13 protein-coding genes and 1 riboswitch are annotated in these 14727 nt (G+C 48.1%); of the genes, 2 read left to right on the forward strand and 11 right to left on the reverse strand.

The features are described 5' to 3' along the window. Positions 1-20: 20 nt before the first annotated feature. Positions 21-845, forward strand: coding sequence for an SDR family oxidoreductase (locus ABDB91_RS16770; protein WP_347488823.1), 825 nt, complete (start codon positions 21-23; stop codon positions 843-845). Between the two features lie 220 nt (positions 846-1065). Here ABDB91_RS16770 and ABDB91_RS16775 read toward each other — a convergent pair whose 3' ends face one another. Continuing rightward, the gene (locus ABDB91_RS16775; protein ID WP_347488824.1) at positions 1066-3141 is read right to left on the reverse strand and encodes a sigma-54-dependent Fis family transcriptional regulator; all 2076 of its coding nucleotides are present in this window, start codon (positions 3139-3141) and stop codon (positions 1066-1068) included. A 497-nt stretch (positions 3142-3638) separates the two neighbouring features. Here ABDB91_RS16775 and ABDB91_RS16780 point away from each other — a divergent pair, with 497 nt between their 5' ends. Beyond that, a complete protein-coding gene (locus ABDB91_RS16780; RefSeq protein WP_347488825.1) occupies positions 3639-4040 on the forward strand; it encodes a pyridoxamine 5'-phosphate oxidase family protein in 402 nt (133 codons plus the stop codon). 174 nt (positions 4041-4214) lie between these two features. Here the strand turns inward: ABDB91_RS16780 and ABDB91_RS16785 are convergent, their stop codons facing one another. The 10 genes from ABDB91_RS16785 to ldhH form a co-directional block, all read right to left on the reverse strand. Beyond that, on the reverse strand, positions 4215-4661 hold the full coding sequence (locus ABDB91_RS16785; protein WP_347488826.1) for a GreA/GreB family elongation factor: 447 nt from the start codon (positions 4659-4661) through the stop codon (positions 4215-4217). Between the two features lie 247 nt (positions 4662-4908). After that, entirely contained in the window at positions 4909-6147 is a 1239-nt protein-coding gene (locus ABDB91_RS16790; RefSeq protein WP_347488827.1) for a M48 family metallopeptidase, read from the reverse strand. Positions 6148-6350: 203 nt separating this feature from the next. Further along, positions 6351-7001, reverse strand: a complete 651-nt coding sequence (thiE, locus tag ABDB91_RS16795) for a thiamine phosphate synthase (protein WP_347491639.1) — start codon at positions 6999-7001, stop codon at positions 6351-6353. Then, on the reverse strand, positions 6994-7617 hold the full coding sequence (thiF, locus tag ABDB91_RS16800) for a sulfur carrier protein ThiS adenylyltransferase ThiF (RefSeq protein ID WP_347488828.1): 624 nt from the start codon (positions 7615-7617) through the stop codon (positions 6994-6996). Before thiF ends, thiE begins: the two co-directional genes overlap by 8 nt. Before the next feature lie 14 nt (positions 7618-7631). Then, positions 7632-8735 carry a 2-iminoacetate synthase ThiH gene (thiH, locus tag ABDB91_RS16805; protein WP_347488829.1) on the reverse strand — a complete coding sequence of 368 codons (1104 nt, stop codon included), beginning with the start codon at positions 8733-8735 and terminating at the stop codon, positions 7632-7634. A gap of 91 nt (positions 8736-8826) precedes the next feature. Then, complete coding sequence (locus ABDB91_RS16810) at positions 8827-9600, reverse strand: thiazole synthase (RefSeq protein WP_347488830.1); 774 nt, start codon at positions 9598-9600, stop codon at positions 8827-8829. A gap of 9 nt (positions 9601-9609) precedes the next feature. Next, positions 9610-9810, reverse strand: a complete 201-nt coding sequence (gene thiS / locus ABDB91_RS16815) for a sulfur carrier protein ThiS (RefSeq protein ID WP_347488831.1) — start codon at positions 9808-9810, stop codon at positions 9610-9612. Between the two features lie 101 nt (positions 9811-9911). Beyond that, a riboswitch (TPP riboswitch) is annotated at positions 9912-10020 on the reverse strand. A gap of 188 nt (positions 10021-10208) precedes the next feature. Further along, a complete protein-coding gene (locus ABDB91_RS16820; protein WP_347488832.1) occupies positions 10209-11624 on the reverse strand; it encodes an FAD-binding oxidoreductase in 1416 nt (471 codons plus the stop codon). An 88-nt stretch (positions 11625-11712) separates the two neighbouring features. Further along, positions 11713-12417, reverse strand: coding sequence for a FadR/GntR family transcriptional regulator (locus tag ABDB91_RS16825; RefSeq protein WP_347488833.1), 705 nt, complete (start codon positions 12415-12417; stop codon positions 11713-11715). 125 nt (positions 12418-12542) lie between these two features. Beyond that, entirely contained in the window at positions 12543-14720 is a 2178-nt protein-coding gene (gene ldhH / locus ABDB91_RS16830) for an L-lactate dehydrogenase (quinone) large subunit LdhH (protein WP_347491640.1), read from the reverse strand. Positions 14721-14727 lie beyond the last annotated feature (7 nt).

Here is a 14727-nt window from a genome sequence, read left to right on the forward strand (position 1 = left end):
TAACAAAGGAGGGCTTATTAATGGAGCTAATGTTAAAAAATAGAACTTGCCTTATCACCGGGGCCGGCCGGGGTATCGGGCGAGCCGCAGCGCTGCTCTTCGCCAAAGAAGGCGGTCGTGTGGTGGTTAGTGATTTAGACGAGGGCCCCTCGGCGGAAGTGGTAGCGGAAATCAAGGCCGACGGAGGGGATGCTGTAGCTTGCGTAGGCGATATAACCGACCCGGAATTTGCGGCCAAGCTAATTAACACTGCCCTGGAAGCATTCGGGCCCAGCATTGATGTTATCGTCAATAATGCAGGCTACACTTGGGACGGAGTCATCCACAAAATGAGCGATGAGCAGTGGGATGCCATGCTCAAAATACACCTGTCCGCCCCGTTCCGTATTATCCGGGCAGCCGCTCCGTATATCCGGGAAGCGGCCAAAGAAGAAAAAGAAGCGGGCCGACGGGTTACCCGCAAGATTATTAACATTTCTTCCATCGCCGGTCTGGACGGCAACGCCGGCCAAGCTAACTATTCCAGTGCCAAGGCAGCTCTGGTGGGCCTCACCAAGACCCTGGCCAAGGAATGGGGGCCACTGAATGTATGCGTTAATACCGTGGCTTTCGGGTTTATAGACACTCGCCTCACTCAGGCCAAGGAAAAGGGCGAAGCCATCGAGCGAGACGGTAAAGATGTAGTCATTGGCATTCCTGAAAGCATGCGGCAGATGTTTAAGGCCATGATACCTCTTAGAAGGGCCGGCACTCCCGAAGAAGCCGCCAACGCCATACTGCTTATGGCCTCTCCGCTGGCGGATTATATCAGCGGTGAAGTTCTGCGCGTCACCGGGGGGATGTAATATGGCGATTGAAGTCATCGCAAATACACTCTCTACCCATCAGGCTATATATTTAAACCGAGTAGTTCCAGGAACGTATAGATGCGCCCACCGTACCGTGCTTATTTGTCCGCTAAATTAGATTTATAGAATGTCGCCCCTGAGAACCCGCCCCCTTGTGGGGCAGGTTTGCAGGGGCGAAGTCCGATAGGGCGATAAGTATTAGGTCCCTGAATGCCAATTAACAGTTCAGTTTTTTAAGCTTGACATATAACCGGGAACGACTGATGCCCAGCATGCGGGCGGCCCGTGTCTTGTTGCCTTCGGCCGCCTTTAAAGCGGAAATAATAATCTCCCGCTCCGCATCACCCAGACGTTCGCGGTAGTTGCCGGCACTTGCCTGGCGGCCGCTCTCAAAGTTTCTCCGGCGCAAATAGGCCGGCAAGTCTTTTTCTTTGACAATACTACCTGTGGCAAAATTAACAGCTCTTTCAATTACATTTTCCAACTCCCGCACATTGCCAGGCCATTGGTATTGTTTTAAAACTTCCAACGCTTCCGCATGCAGATCGGTTACCCGGATGCCGAAGATACCATTATACTTGCGTAAGAAACAATGCACCAGGGGAGCGATATCCTCGGGCCGCTCCCGGAGTGGAGGAATGGTCAGGACAATCACATTCAGGCGGTAAAACAAGTCTTCACGGAACGCACCTCCGGCCACCATATCCTCCAGGTCGCGGTTGGTAGCCGCTACTACCCGCACGTCCACCTGTATCGGGTGCGTACCCCCCACACGGTCAAATGCCCGGTCCTGCAGCACTCGCAGCAATTTGGCCTGCAAACTCGAGCTCATATCTCCTATTTCATCCAAAAATATAGTGCCTCCATGGGCCAGCTCAAAACGTCCGGGCTTGCCGCCCCGCCTGGCACCGGTGAAAGCACCCGGGTCATAGCCAAAGAACTCGGACTCCAACAGATGTTCGGGAATAGACGCGCAGTTCACTTTAACAAAGGGGCCCTCACGGCGGGGACTGGCTGCGTGAATAGCCTGAGCAAAAAGCTCCTTGCCGGTGCCGCTGCCACCTCGGATAAGCACCGTGGATATACCCCTGGCCGCCTGCATGGCTTCCCTCTTCAACTGCATCATGGCCGGGCTTACCGTTATAATACTGTCCAAGGTATAACTGGTGCCGCCTTTTTTTTGCAATTCCTCTCTGTAAAAGCTCAGCTGATTTTCCAAATTATCCATACGCCGGGCTAGCTCCCTAATTTCCTCCAAGTTGCGAAACATCATTTTACCTACCGCGCCCACCACCCGACCGTTTTCCACAATAGGCAATCGGGATACCACGTAATAGCTGCCTCCCACCTGCTGCAGCTGAGAAGTTTCGGGCACTCCGGTGCGGGCTACAATATGCAAACGACTGTTGTCCAACACGCCGGTCACATGACGACCTATCGCATCTCGGGGCTCCAGCCCGAAAAATTCCGCCAGTGACTGGTTAAAAAAGGTGATATATCCCTCTTTATCAACCACCACTATACCGTCATAAGCTATATCCAGAACGGTACGCAGAGTGTGCTGCAAAGTGCGCACGCTTTCCAGCTCCGCCGCCACCTGTTCCAAATCTGTAAGGTCCTGAAAGATAGCTATAGCCCCCACTGTGTTTCCCCCATCCAGTACCGGCGTGCAATTAACCAAAAGCGCCCGGCCGGCCGTCTCGTATTTTTTACTTACCTCGACCCGGCCGGTTTCCATAATTTCCATCATGTTTAAACCAGGCAGCACACTTTCTACAAAATTATCAAGCACTTTCTCCTCCCGTACACCAAGCAGTTTTTCAGCGGCAGGATTAAGCATGGTGATACGTCCCGCATCATTAACCGACACCAAACCGTTATGCATCGCCTGGTACACGGCCTGAAGCCGGGCGTTTAACACGTCCGACTCCCTAAATAGAGCCATGATCATATCAACCTTGGTGAGAGCCCCCCGCACCCGGTTGTTTTCGTCCACTACCACCCCCATGCCCACCGGACTTTTCTTCACCTCTTGTGCCACGGTTCGATACGGCGTATCGAGGCCCACCGTCACAACCTTGCGGGTATACAGACCTTCTACCGGGTCATCCAAGCTGTGCCCTTCAAGCAGCGCATCAAACAGATTAATACGAGTCAGCAACCCCACCAAGCACCCCCGATCATCCACAGCCGGGATACCATCCAAACGGGTACGGCGGAAAAGCTCGACAGCTCGGCGCAAAGTTTCCCCGGGTTTTAAGGTGGATGCTTGGGGAGTCATAAAATCTTTCATGCGCACGAAGAACACCGTTCCTTTCTCTGGGGAAAAATGTTATTATCATACATGGACAGCGGCCATCGAATACCTCTCGCCAAGGTACTTAGTCAGTGGGAGAATGCCGCCGCCCACAAAATTGCGTTATTATTTTTCAAATTCTTCTTTTTGTTGCTATTCCCTTCTCCTATAGCCAAATAGCCTATTTGTTATGTAACAGCACGCCTTCCCGGCCGGTAGGCCGACTTATCATTGGTTGTTTTACTTGTTTGCCATATTAATCGGCGCCAGCAGGGTGTATCCGGGCTTGCATTACCCCAGTGCTATACCGGCCGGTTATGTTGTCGGAGGAGCGTGGCTGACTATATGCGTAATTATCAAACAAATACTTAACTAGAACGGTTTTAGGTAAACTTGCAAACATTAACGCTAAAATTTAAATTTCTAAAGGAATTAACAATTGCATGTAGAAAGAATTATTAAACATACGTCCATTATTAAAGGAGTGATTGATTATGCCAAAGCTGGCCGGTGACGTAAAAGATCTATTTATTAAAACCGCTATTTACCCTGTAGCTACCGCATCTAAAGATGGCATCCCCAATGTCGTACCCATTCATTTTGTAAAAGTGTATGATGAGGATACCATATTACTGGTCGATAACTTTATGGATAAGAGCCTGAAAAATCTACGGGAAAACCCGCAGCTATCCATATGTGTTTGGGATATGGACAAAAAACAAGCTTATCAAATAAAGGGCAAGGCTACTATTGTTTCATCCGGAAAGCCATTTGATGAAGCGGTAAACTGGGTTAAAAAAGGAGCGCCGCAATTAGCCCCTAAATCGGCCATTCTTATGCAAGTAACCAGTATCTATAACTGCCAGCCCGGTCCCGATTTAGGTAAAGAATTGTAATTAACGAAAAAACGTCCTGTCATCAACTCGAGACAGGACGTTTTTATACAAAATCTTGCTAAAATATTTTTAGTATTATATGCTGCTTATTAATGTATGACATTATTTCAATTAATTTTTACATACTAAAGATACCCGGTCCGTCGCGAGAGATATAACTACCATGTAAAGCAGCTATAAAAATGGCAAAGAAACCGAATTAACCCGGTAGCGTAAAACACCGCCCGGTGTTTTTATGGCTACCTCCTCACCGACCTTTTTAAGCAACAAAGACATGCCAATAGGTGACAGACATGAAGCATCATCACCGCCAAGATTCTCGAAAGGCAACACTATTCTTAGCTTTGTTGCTTCTTGTTCATCCAAGTCCTGTAAATCAACTTCGCTGCCGATTAATACAAAAGGAAGATCATTATTAGCCTTTTCAACTACTTTTATATTCTTAGCAAGTTGATTGACATGCAAAATATATTCTTCCAGTATTTGTACAACTTCGTTCCTTTCCTTAATTTCCTTGGGGAAAAATTCATTAAGCAAATTATCTTTTTCTTCTTCAATCCGGACAAGCCCCTTTATTAATTTTTCATAGGCATCCTTTGTCAATTCAACTTTACCCTGCACACTATTACCTCCCCTTTATAACATTAAATGGTAATTCCCTAAAAATATAGCAAGGCACCTCGTCTCAAAGACGAGATGCCTCAAATAGAGCTTACCATTAATGACAATGATTGTCAACGGTGTATTATGATGCCATTAAAATACAGCCTTTATATTTAATGACAGAGGAGTTGGGGCGTCTTCATAAGAATTTGATAAGCGCTTAACCGTTTGCTAAAAATAATAACCGACTTGCACATGCGGCAGGCTATTCGGCGGCCTGTTGAATGGCCCTTATTCTGGCCGGAGCCGGCGGGTGGCTGTAGCTGAACCATTCAATAAAAGCCGGCGGGGCCACATCGGATAAGTTTTTGGCAGCCAGACGCACCTGCAGCCGTTCCGCGGCCGGAGCATCTCCTGTCAGCCGCACCGCCACCCGGTCGGCCTCGAATTCCATGTTCCGGGAGAAATGGTTCATCAGCGGATTAGCGGTAAAGGAAATCAGCGTTAGAAATAATACAATGACCGCCCAGGTATAGGGTGGATACTGCCCGTAACGCGGTATGGCGGATATAGTAGGTATAGTAGTCTTCAGCGTCATAAACAACAAACCCCAGATGATAAAATTACCCAATACGCCCATGCCCAATCCTTTAGCAATATGTCCCTGACGCCAGTGGGCCATTTCGTGGGCCACCACCGCCCTAACTTCATCGGCAGGGTAATCGGCGAGCAGGTTGTCATACAACACAATACGCCTGGTGCCGCCCAGACCGGTAAAATAAGCGTTGGCCTTAGTAGTACGCTGGCTGGCGTCCATCACCAGCACCCGGTCCACCGGCAGCTGCGCTTTTTGGGAAAGCTCATCCACCATAGCCAGAACCGCCGGGTCTTTAGTTGGCTCGAAGCGGTTAAACAATGGGGAGACAAGTACCGGCCAGAGATAGCTTTGCACCACCAGCCACAATGATAAAAAGATCGCGCCCACCAGCCACCAGGCATTGGACCAGCGCCCCATAATCCAAAACAGCAGGGCCACCCCCACAGCGGATAACACCACTTCCAAACCGGCCGACTTGAAATAGTCCAGCCACCAGTTTCCCAACGGCTGAGTGGAAAATCGCCAGTGATGCTGCCAATAGTAGCTGCCAAACAGGTCAAAGGGCAGGTTAATCAATCGCAGCAGCAGCCACAGCACTAAAAAAAACAATACATAGCTCACCAGCCCGCCTCCGGTGAACTGCTGAATCCACCGGGAAAGGGCTACAGCCCGACCGCCGAACACCAGCCACAGTAAAAAAACTGTTTGAGTGATAAACCCGCCAATGAACACTAACCGCATTCCCTGCACGTAGTCACGTCCCTGGCTTATCTGCCGGGCACTGAAATATTGACCGATTTCCGGGTTGACCCGGCCCGGAAACAGTGTAAACCACAGAAAAAGCAAGCTGAATACGCCGGTCAACATAATCAGCATCAACCAGATGCCGTTTAATTTTAGCTGCAAATGGCATTACCTCCCACACTATATATTAAGACCAAGCTGTATATCAGGTTATGTGTAAATACATTACATTATGCCCTATTAGTGAAAGCCGCTAAGCAACAGCAAAAAATAACGGCGGCGCAAACAGGAAGCACCGGTATGATTTGCATTCTTCACCGGCACTTCCATCTGAAGCCTCGATGTTCAGCTTTAGCTGAACGAGTTCACTGAAGCACTATAGCGGCTCTTAACGCCCCCACCTTGGCTGCAATATCATCCGCCCCGACGATTTCCGTTACCAGAGCGATGCAGCGGGCACCGCGCTTGGCCACCTCATGTATATTATGTTCCTTAATCCCACCAATGGCGACAAAAGGGATATTGATGTTTCCCACCACATAATCGAGGTAGCTAAACCCCACCGGAGCGCACACATCCTTTTTGGTCTGCGTGTGAAAGATCGGGCCTACACCAATATAATCCGCACCACAGTTTACGGCAGCCCGGGCCTGTTCGGGCGAGTGGGTGGATAAGCCAATAATCATTTTATTCTCTACCAAAGCACGAACTTGTTTCGGCGGGAGATCATCCTGGCCAATGTGTACCCCGTCCGCGCCCACCATCAGAGCCAAATCAACATGATCATTAACTATCAGGGCAACGCCGGCCTTTCGGGTTATAGCCCTTATCTGCAGGCATTCGTTGTATTTTTCCCGTAAGGTTTTATCCTTCTCACGATATTGAATAACCTTAATCCCGGCAGCAATCATCTGCCGCACAACTTCCATATTTGTTCTGCCCAGGGAATATTCCGACGCTGTAATGCCATAAATGCCGGCTTTCAGCAGCCCGTTTAACCCGGGTTTATCAGTCATCATGCACATCAGCCCCCAAAACATAGCTTAGTGCCACATCGGCCTGCTTGGCAGCCGCTATATTAACTCCCGGTGCCAGTGGGGGCAAATCAGGGGTCGCCTCCGACACCATATCACCAACCATGAAAAAATTTGGCCTAATCCTGCGCGTAACAATGCCATCGCCCCGCCCCCACCCCGCCAGGCCGGACGCGGCAACTATCAGCCCGGCGGAGTCCCAATATGCCTCAACTACCATTCTTTTAATTTCAGGCCGGTCCAAAGCCTCTACAAGGATACGGCAATCATTAAACAGCTGATTAACGTTTGTTTGATCAATCCGCAAGGGTAGCTTTTCTGTTTTCAAATCGGGGTTAATTTGCGCCAAATTTTGATCGAGAGCATCTACCTTGAGCTGCCCCACCTGGTGTAAAAAGTAAAACTGACGGTTTAAATTACTGTATTCCACCCGGTCAAAATCAACGATTTTAAGCTGTTTGAACCCACAGCAAACTAAAAACCTCGCACAGTTGGACCCCAACCCGCCCGCACCGGCCAGACCGATTTTACAGCGTTGGATTTTGTTCAGGTTATCCTGACCCAGGATGGTTAACAACGTTTGCTCAAATTCGTTCATAGTGGCAGCCCCCGTTATATTGTTTGCCAGTCTTTAAAAACGGGCTGGTACCCATGGCTATAGATCACTCCGGTCATCGCAGCCACATCCCGCTCGTCGGAGATATCGAACTGCCCTGTTGATTCAGCCGGCTCAGTACGCCCCCCCACCGCCGTACAAGACCCGGCCGACATTTTTGTCACCCCCAACTTAATTAAATCCTCTCTTAATTGCGGGTTCTCCCGCGTGGAAACTGTAATTCCCCCCCTGGGCATAAACAATCTAAAGGCCAAAATATACTGCACCAGGTTTTTATCACTCACGGCCACCGGAGGGGTAAACCCGCCCAGGTGAGGGCGCATACGCGGCGGTGAAATACTTACTTCCACATCAGGATAATTATTTTGCAGGTAATCAGCGTGCAACCCCGTAAAAAAGGCCTCGGTACGCCAGTCATGCAGACCCAATAAAGCACCCAGATTAACCGAGCGTATTCCCGCCCTGCAGGCCCGTTCCGGCGCATCCAGCCGAAATTGATAATCGCGCTTTGGACCCGCCGGGTGCATAGCCAGGTAAACCTGTTCATTGTACGCTTCCTGATACATAGTCAGGCTATCCACCCCGATCCGGACCAGATCTGCATATTCCTGCTCACTTAGGGGGTATACCTCAATAGCAATGGAGGTAAAATATTTTTTCAAAACGCTGGTACAGTCCTTTATATAAGTGACAGGAGAATGTTTGCGTGATTCCCCGGTGAGTATTAAAATATGTTTCAGCCCCGTGCCGGCAATTATTTGAGCCTCGGCATTCACTTCATCCGGGGATAATTTTTTTCTGACCAATTTATTATGGACTTGAAAACCACAATAAACGCAGCTATTGACACAATAATTGGATAGGTACAGGGGAGTAAAAAGCTGTATGGTCCGGCCAAAATGCTGCAGCGTTAAGCGATGGGCTTTTTGAGCCATCTCTTCCAGATACTTTTCAGCCCGGGGAGATAACAGAGCCAGGTAATCAAGGTTAGATAGACGGCTCTTACTAAGAACGCATCTGATATCTTTATCTTCCAACTCATTAAAAAACGATAAAAAACCGTCACTACTGAACTTTTTGTATTCCTCGTAAAAACTCATTGTGTTAATCCCCTTCCCATAGCTTTGTAAACATTACTGTCATACATGGCAGACACCCGCACCGCTATTTTTCACCTCTGAACAACTATCTCTACTCGTTCCTTAAAAAACCGGTAAGTGGCGATGATGCCCTGGCATATTCAAATACTTCGCCGGGATTGGCTAAAAATGCGGTACGGCCTGCTTCCACGGCTTGACCGAATGCCCGGGCCATGGCCAGCGGGTCTTTAGCTGTGGCAATGGCGGTATTCACCAGCACAGCGGCGGCCCCCATTTCCATAGCCTCGGCCGCCTGGGACGGCCGCCCGATTCCAGCGTCGACAATAACCGGCAGGGAAATTTCTTCAATCAGTATCTTAATTAATTCCTTTGTTTTTAATCCACGGTTGGTGCCGATGGGAGCGCCGAGAGGCATCACCGCGGCGGCGCCCACCTCTTCCAATTTCCTGGCCGCCATTAAATCCGGGCTTATATAAGGCAGCACTACAAAGCCGTCGGCGGCCAGTTCTTCAGTAGCTTTTATAGTCTCATAGTTATCCGGCAGCAGGTACCTGTTGTCGGCAATAACCTCTATTTTAACCCAATTACCGCAACCCGCGGCCCGGCCCAGTTTGGCAATGCGCACGGCTTCCCGGGCATTACGCGCGCCGGAAGTGTTGGGCATTTGTATACAGCCTGCCGGAATGTAATTGGCTACGTTTTCTTCCGGATAATCCGGATCCACCCGCCGTATGGCTACGGTAACAACCCGGGCTCCCGAAACATTAACCAGTTCGGGGATCATACTGTTGGAAGCAAATTTCCCGGTTCCTAAAAAAAGACGGCTGGCAACCTCTTGTCCACCAATCACTAACGTGTCGTACATTTATTAACATCAACCTCCCCCTACAAATTGCAAAATTTCCACTTGGTCATCATTTTTTAGTTTTCTTACCGGCCAATCCGCCGCTTTTACTAATTCATGGTTTATTTCAACCATAACAGCGCCGGGATTTAACTTTTTCCGCATTATAAGGTCGGCAATACTTAAACCCTGATCAATTTCAATTGCTTTACCGTTTAAAACAATCTTCATAGCATCACTCCTCATTATCCATTTTCATCTGGCGAGCAAAACACATACCGGTTGTGGCAGCCGGGACAATTAAAAAAAGCGCACCACGTAAGTCAGGTGCACTTTTTCCACAATACCTTTCCTACGCGGGCATTACCCCGATCAGGTTCATGGGTCAGGTACTCAAAAGCCCTTTCTCAGCCCATAACATGAGCTCCCCAAATTTTTTATTAAATTTCAAGTCCACTTCTATAAGCGGGAGTTTCTATTTTTACTTCAGGTGTGGTAGAGTCCCCATCTAAAGCCCCGATGTTCAGCTTTAGCTGAACAAGTTCACTTAAATTATAATTATTATATTCTCCTTAGTCAACTATTCAACAATCACCGGGTATTTTAACATTTTTCCCCAAACGGCAAACTTAAAACAGTTCCACAAGCTTATCGGGGTTAAGTATTAAATTGGGATCCAATACTTTTTTTATTGAAGCTATTATTTTAAGCTCAACCGGGTTCATAAATTTAGCCATGGCTTTTTTCCTCTTGGCACCAATGCCGTGCTCACCGGACAATTTACCCTCATAGGCATAAGTAACGGAATACATTTCTTCAAGCACTTTTTCCTTAACTTCATGCCAGGTCGCGTCATCCAGGTCTTCTTTCAATATGGTTGCGTGCACGTTACCGTCGCCCGCGTGACCGAAACAGGGAACTTTAATGGCATATTTTTTAGAAATTTGTTCTATTGCCGCCAGCAATCTGGGGATATTGCTTATCGGGACAACAATATCCTCCATACAATATACCGGGCTGGTAACGCGCAGCGCCTCCGCTAGAATTCTCCTGGGTTTCCAAATCTTATCCTGGCTGGCCTTATCATTACCCATAAATACTTCAAGACCGCCATTTTCGTAGCAAATACCGCCAATATTTTCACAATCGGATTCCAGTTGCGCATCGCTGTAGGCTTCAACCTCTATAATTATATAAGCTCCCGCGTCGTTGTAAGGAAGCTTTCGCTCAAGGAATGATTCAGCCGACTTGATACACAGATTATCCATAAATTCAATGGAGGTTGGGATTACTCCCAGATTGGTCATTATCTTGGGCACGACATTAATAGCAGTTTGCATGTCCGCGAAAGGAACCAGCAAAACCGAGTTATACCTGGGTTTAGGCAAGAGTTTAAGATAAATCTTAGTAACCACGCCCAGTGTACCTTCAGACCCTACCATTAGATGAACTAAATCATAGCCGGTTACGTCTTTGACACACTTACCGCCCAGAGTAATTATTTCCCCTGTAGCCAGGACAACATCAAGACCATATATATGCTTGGTCGTTGTTCCGTATTTTATCGCTTTATTCCCCCCGGCATTGGTAGCCACGTTTCCCCCAATGAAGGAACTGTCGGCACTACAGGGATCACCCGCATACAGATAACCTTCCTCCTGGGCCCTCCTTTGCACATCCCCCGTGGTAACCCCGGGTTCAACAACCATAAACAGGTTTCCGTGGTCGATCTCCAGTATGCGATTCATTTTTTCGAGGGACAGCACAATCCCGCCGATCATGGGAACAGCCCCGCCGGCAAGGCCCGTACCTGCTCCCCGGGGTGTTACGGGAATGAGTTCACGGTTGGCAAGTTTAAGCACTTCCGAAACTTGCCGGACATTCTCAGGCTTAACAACCACTTCAGGCAGGTGTTTCCACTCGACTTCGGGGACTTCATCCCCGGCATAGGTTTCTAATTTTTCTTGATCTGCAATTACATTACGTGAACCAACAATATTTTGCAAATTTGCTATCATATCTTCTGTTACTTTATTATAATTCACCGTTTTTCCCCCTTGCACCATAACTTATTTGGAGGTCAGAGTTAAGAATGGCATGCTGGTCAGACCTATAACCTAATTTCCAATGCCTTTACTTTTGTTCACCAAACATATATTCCTCAACCCCGGTTAAGTGTTGCAGCATGGCTTTACGTGCAGCAGCGGCATCGGCATTGCTAATGGCCGTGTAAATAATGTTGTGTTCATGCAACAAACGGGGAGGGTTAAGCGGATCCAGGTACAACCGTTGCCGGGCCACAGCCAGCAATTTGCTCATGGTATCGGCAATAGTGTTCATGAGTTTATAAAGCAATGAATTGCCGGCACCCTGTGCTATGGCAAAATGAAAAGCCATATCGGCCATTTCGCCCAGATTGCCCTCTTTAAGATCCTGTTCCATCTGCTGCAAAGCATAAAACATTGCCTTAAGATGTTCTCCACTTCGCCGTTCCGCCGCCAGCGCGGCAGCTTCAACTTCAAGGACTTTACGCAGCTCCATTAACTCACGAGCGGTTTCATCATCCATTGCCAAAGTGGAAAAGGAACGAATTAAAGCATCAGGGGTGGTATCATTAATGAAAGTACCCTCACCGGGCTTGACTTTAATTATACCCATCGCCTCCAAGGCCCGTAAAGCTTCCCGCACGGCGGAACGGCCTACCTGCATTTTTTCGGCCATTTCCCTTTCCGTCATTAACCTGTCACCGGGAGCCAGGACACCATCGTTAATCATTTTCTTAACTTGTTCAATAATCTCTTCGTATATTTTTCTTGTTTTAATTGGCTTGAAATACACAATAGTCCTCCCGTTTAACCTTTTAACAAGCTTATCATTAAATGTATATAATATTATATAACGTTAGGACTATCTATACAAACTCAATACATTAGGAACAAAGTCGTTCATTAGGACACGCCGTTTTAAGGTAAAAGCTGTTCGGCAAGTATCTCGGCTGTATGTTTAACAGGTATTTTTTTGTCGCGGCTGTCCAATCCCCCGTGCAATTGCAATAGACATCCGGGACAGTCCAAAGCAAGCAACTCCGCACCGGAATCAACAATAGATGCCAGTTTCTTTTCCAATATATGCTGAGAAAGCTCGGGGTACTTAATTGAATAAGACCCCCCAAAACCACAACACCTGTCCGAACCTTCCATTTCGACCAACTCCAAGCCGGCGGACCTGAGCAATTGCCTAGGCTCGTCCGTAATGTCAAAAACTCCTTTCATATGACAGGAATCATGATAAGTTACTTTCCCGCCGGTTTGTGCCAACCTCAGATTTTGTCCGCCATTTGATTCTTCCGCCAACAAGGCGGCAAAGGTATATACCTTACGGCTAAAACTCTTGGCCCGTTCACTCCATTGGGGATCACCGGCAAGAGCTTCCACAAAGTGATGCTTTAAAGCATGAGCACATGTAGGGCATGCCGTGGTAATATAATCCACGCCGGCCCTTTCAAAAGCCGCGATGTTCTGACGCGCCAGTTCCGCGGCTGTTTTTCTGGAGCCCATGTATATTGCAGGTATGCCGCAACAGGTTTGATCAAGAGGAAATACCATTTGCATATCCATGTGCCTGAGCACCTTATACACAGCTTCTCCCAGACGCGGGTATATAAAATCTGTAAGGCAGCCGGCAAAAAACCCCACCCTTGATTGCCGTTGTTCTCCCTGCGAACGGTTAAAAACTTCTCCTGGTTTTAGCGCCGCCTTTTTATCGTCAAAAGCAGCCACAAGCTCCCTAAACGGCTTATCGGCAATAGCCGGAAGGCTGCGCCCCTCCGTCAAGCCCGCCAGAAACAGGGGCAAGTGACGAACCAGCCCGCCTGTTTGAAAGGGCTTTTGAGCCGCATGGGCAACTTTCAGCAAGCGGTGAAACAGCTTGCGGTCCGGAAGAACTCTTTGCATAACAAATTTAGACATACCGGGCAAGCCCTTTTTATCGACAACACGGCTGCGCAATTCCCTTATTAAACCCGGTATATCAATTTTCCCCGGACAAAACCGTTTGCAGCGTTCACAACCAATACACAGGTTTTGTATGTCGCTGGCATTTTCAAAACCATTAAAAAACGCAGTAAGAATAGTGCCTATGCCGCCGGTATATACATGTCCGTAAACATGCCCGCCCACAATTTGAAATACGGGACAAACGTTCAGACAGGAAGCGCATCGTATACACTGCAGGGCTTCTTTAAAAACAGGATCGGCCTGCATTTGGCTGCGGCCATTGTCAAGCAACACTATATGCAGTTCTTTCCGCTTAACATGACCGTCAGCGTCAACCATAGGGGTCGGTCCTGTAATCATCGTTACATAACTGGTAATCTTTTGGCCCGTGGCGCTGCGTGGCAGTGCCTCTAAAATAGGTTCAACATCTGCAAATTTTTCCACGAGTTTTTCCAGCCCCACAATGGCTACATGTATCGGAGGCAAGGTCGTGGTTAGCCTGCCATTGCCTTCGTTAGTAGTTATAACCAGGGTTCCCGTTTCAGCCACGGCAATATTGGCGCCGGATATACCCATATCGGCTTCCAAAAATTTCCGGCGTAATTGTTCCCTGGCTACCCTGACCAGAATAGGTATATCCGAAGAAAGCTGCCGGTTCATTTCTTCGGAAAATACATCCGCAACCTCTCCCCTGGTCATATGAATAGCGGGCATAACCATATGCGACGGTTTTTGCCCGGATAACTGCAATATCCACTCGCCCAAGTCTGTCTCTACAGATTCCAGTCCCTTTTCGTTTAAATACTCATTCAGATGAATCTCTTCGCTGGCCATGGACTTGGATTTAACAATTTTTTTTACACCTCTGGCCATGGCAAGATTTAATATATAATCCCTGGCTTCCTGAGCATTGCCTGCCCTGTATACCGTCGCGCCGCGTGAAAGCATATTTTGCGTAAACCGGTCGGCCAGCTCTTCCATACGACCGGCGGCCGACCGTTTAATAGAAGATATTTTCTCCCGCAGTTCTTCAAAATTTATACCCGCATAAGCTTTTTCCCTTGATACCAGGTAATCATTACCGAAACGTCCCAGAGCTCCACGCAAATTGGGGTTGGCCAGAGCCCCTTTGATATTGTTCTTCATGTCCTGT

Source organism: Desulfoscipio sp. XC116 (assembly GCF_039851975.1).
Taxonomy (GTDB): Bacteria; Bacillota; Desulfotomaculia; order Desulfotomaculales; family Desulfallaceae; genus Sporotomaculum.

What these genes read in the sequence shown, in the direction of transcription:
- thiE (WP_347491639.1), bottom strand. Translation starts at nt 7,001, where the DNA reads ATGACTGATAAACCCGGGTTAAACGGGCTGCTGAAAGCCGGCATTTAT.
- ldhH (WP_347491640.1), bottom strand. Translation starts at nt 14,720, where the DNA reads ATGAAGAACAATATCAAAGGGGCTCTGGCCAACCCCAATTTGCGTGGA.
- thiS (WP_347488831.1), bottom strand. Translation starts at nt 9,810, where the DNA reads ATGAAGATTGTTTTAAACGGTAAAGCAATTGAAATTGATCAGGGTTTA.
- thiF (WP_347488828.1), bottom strand. Translation starts at nt 7,617, where the DNA reads ATGAACGAATTTGAGCAAACGTTGTTAACCATCCTGGGTCAGGATAAC.
- ABDB91_RS16775 (WP_347488824.1), bottom strand. Translation starts at nt 3,141, where the DNA reads ATGAAAGATTTTATGACTCCCCAAGCATCCACCTTAAAACCCGGGGAA.
- thiH (WP_347488829.1), bottom strand. Translation starts at nt 8,735, where the DNA reads ATGAGTTTTTACGAGGAATACAAAAAGTTCAGTAGTGACGGTTTTTTA.
- ABDB91_RS16770 (WP_347488823.1), top strand. Translation starts at nt 21, where the DNA reads ATGGAGCTAATGTTAAAAAATAGAACTTGCCTTATCACCGGGGCCGGC.
- ABDB91_RS16810 (WP_347488830.1), bottom strand. Translation starts at nt 9,600, where the DNA reads ATGTACGACACGTTAGTGATTGGTGGACAAGAGGTTGCCAGCCGTCTT.
- ABDB91_RS16780 (WP_347488825.1), top strand. Translation starts at nt 3,639, where the DNA reads ATGCCAAAGCTGGCCGGTGACGTAAAAGATCTATTTATTAAAACCGCT.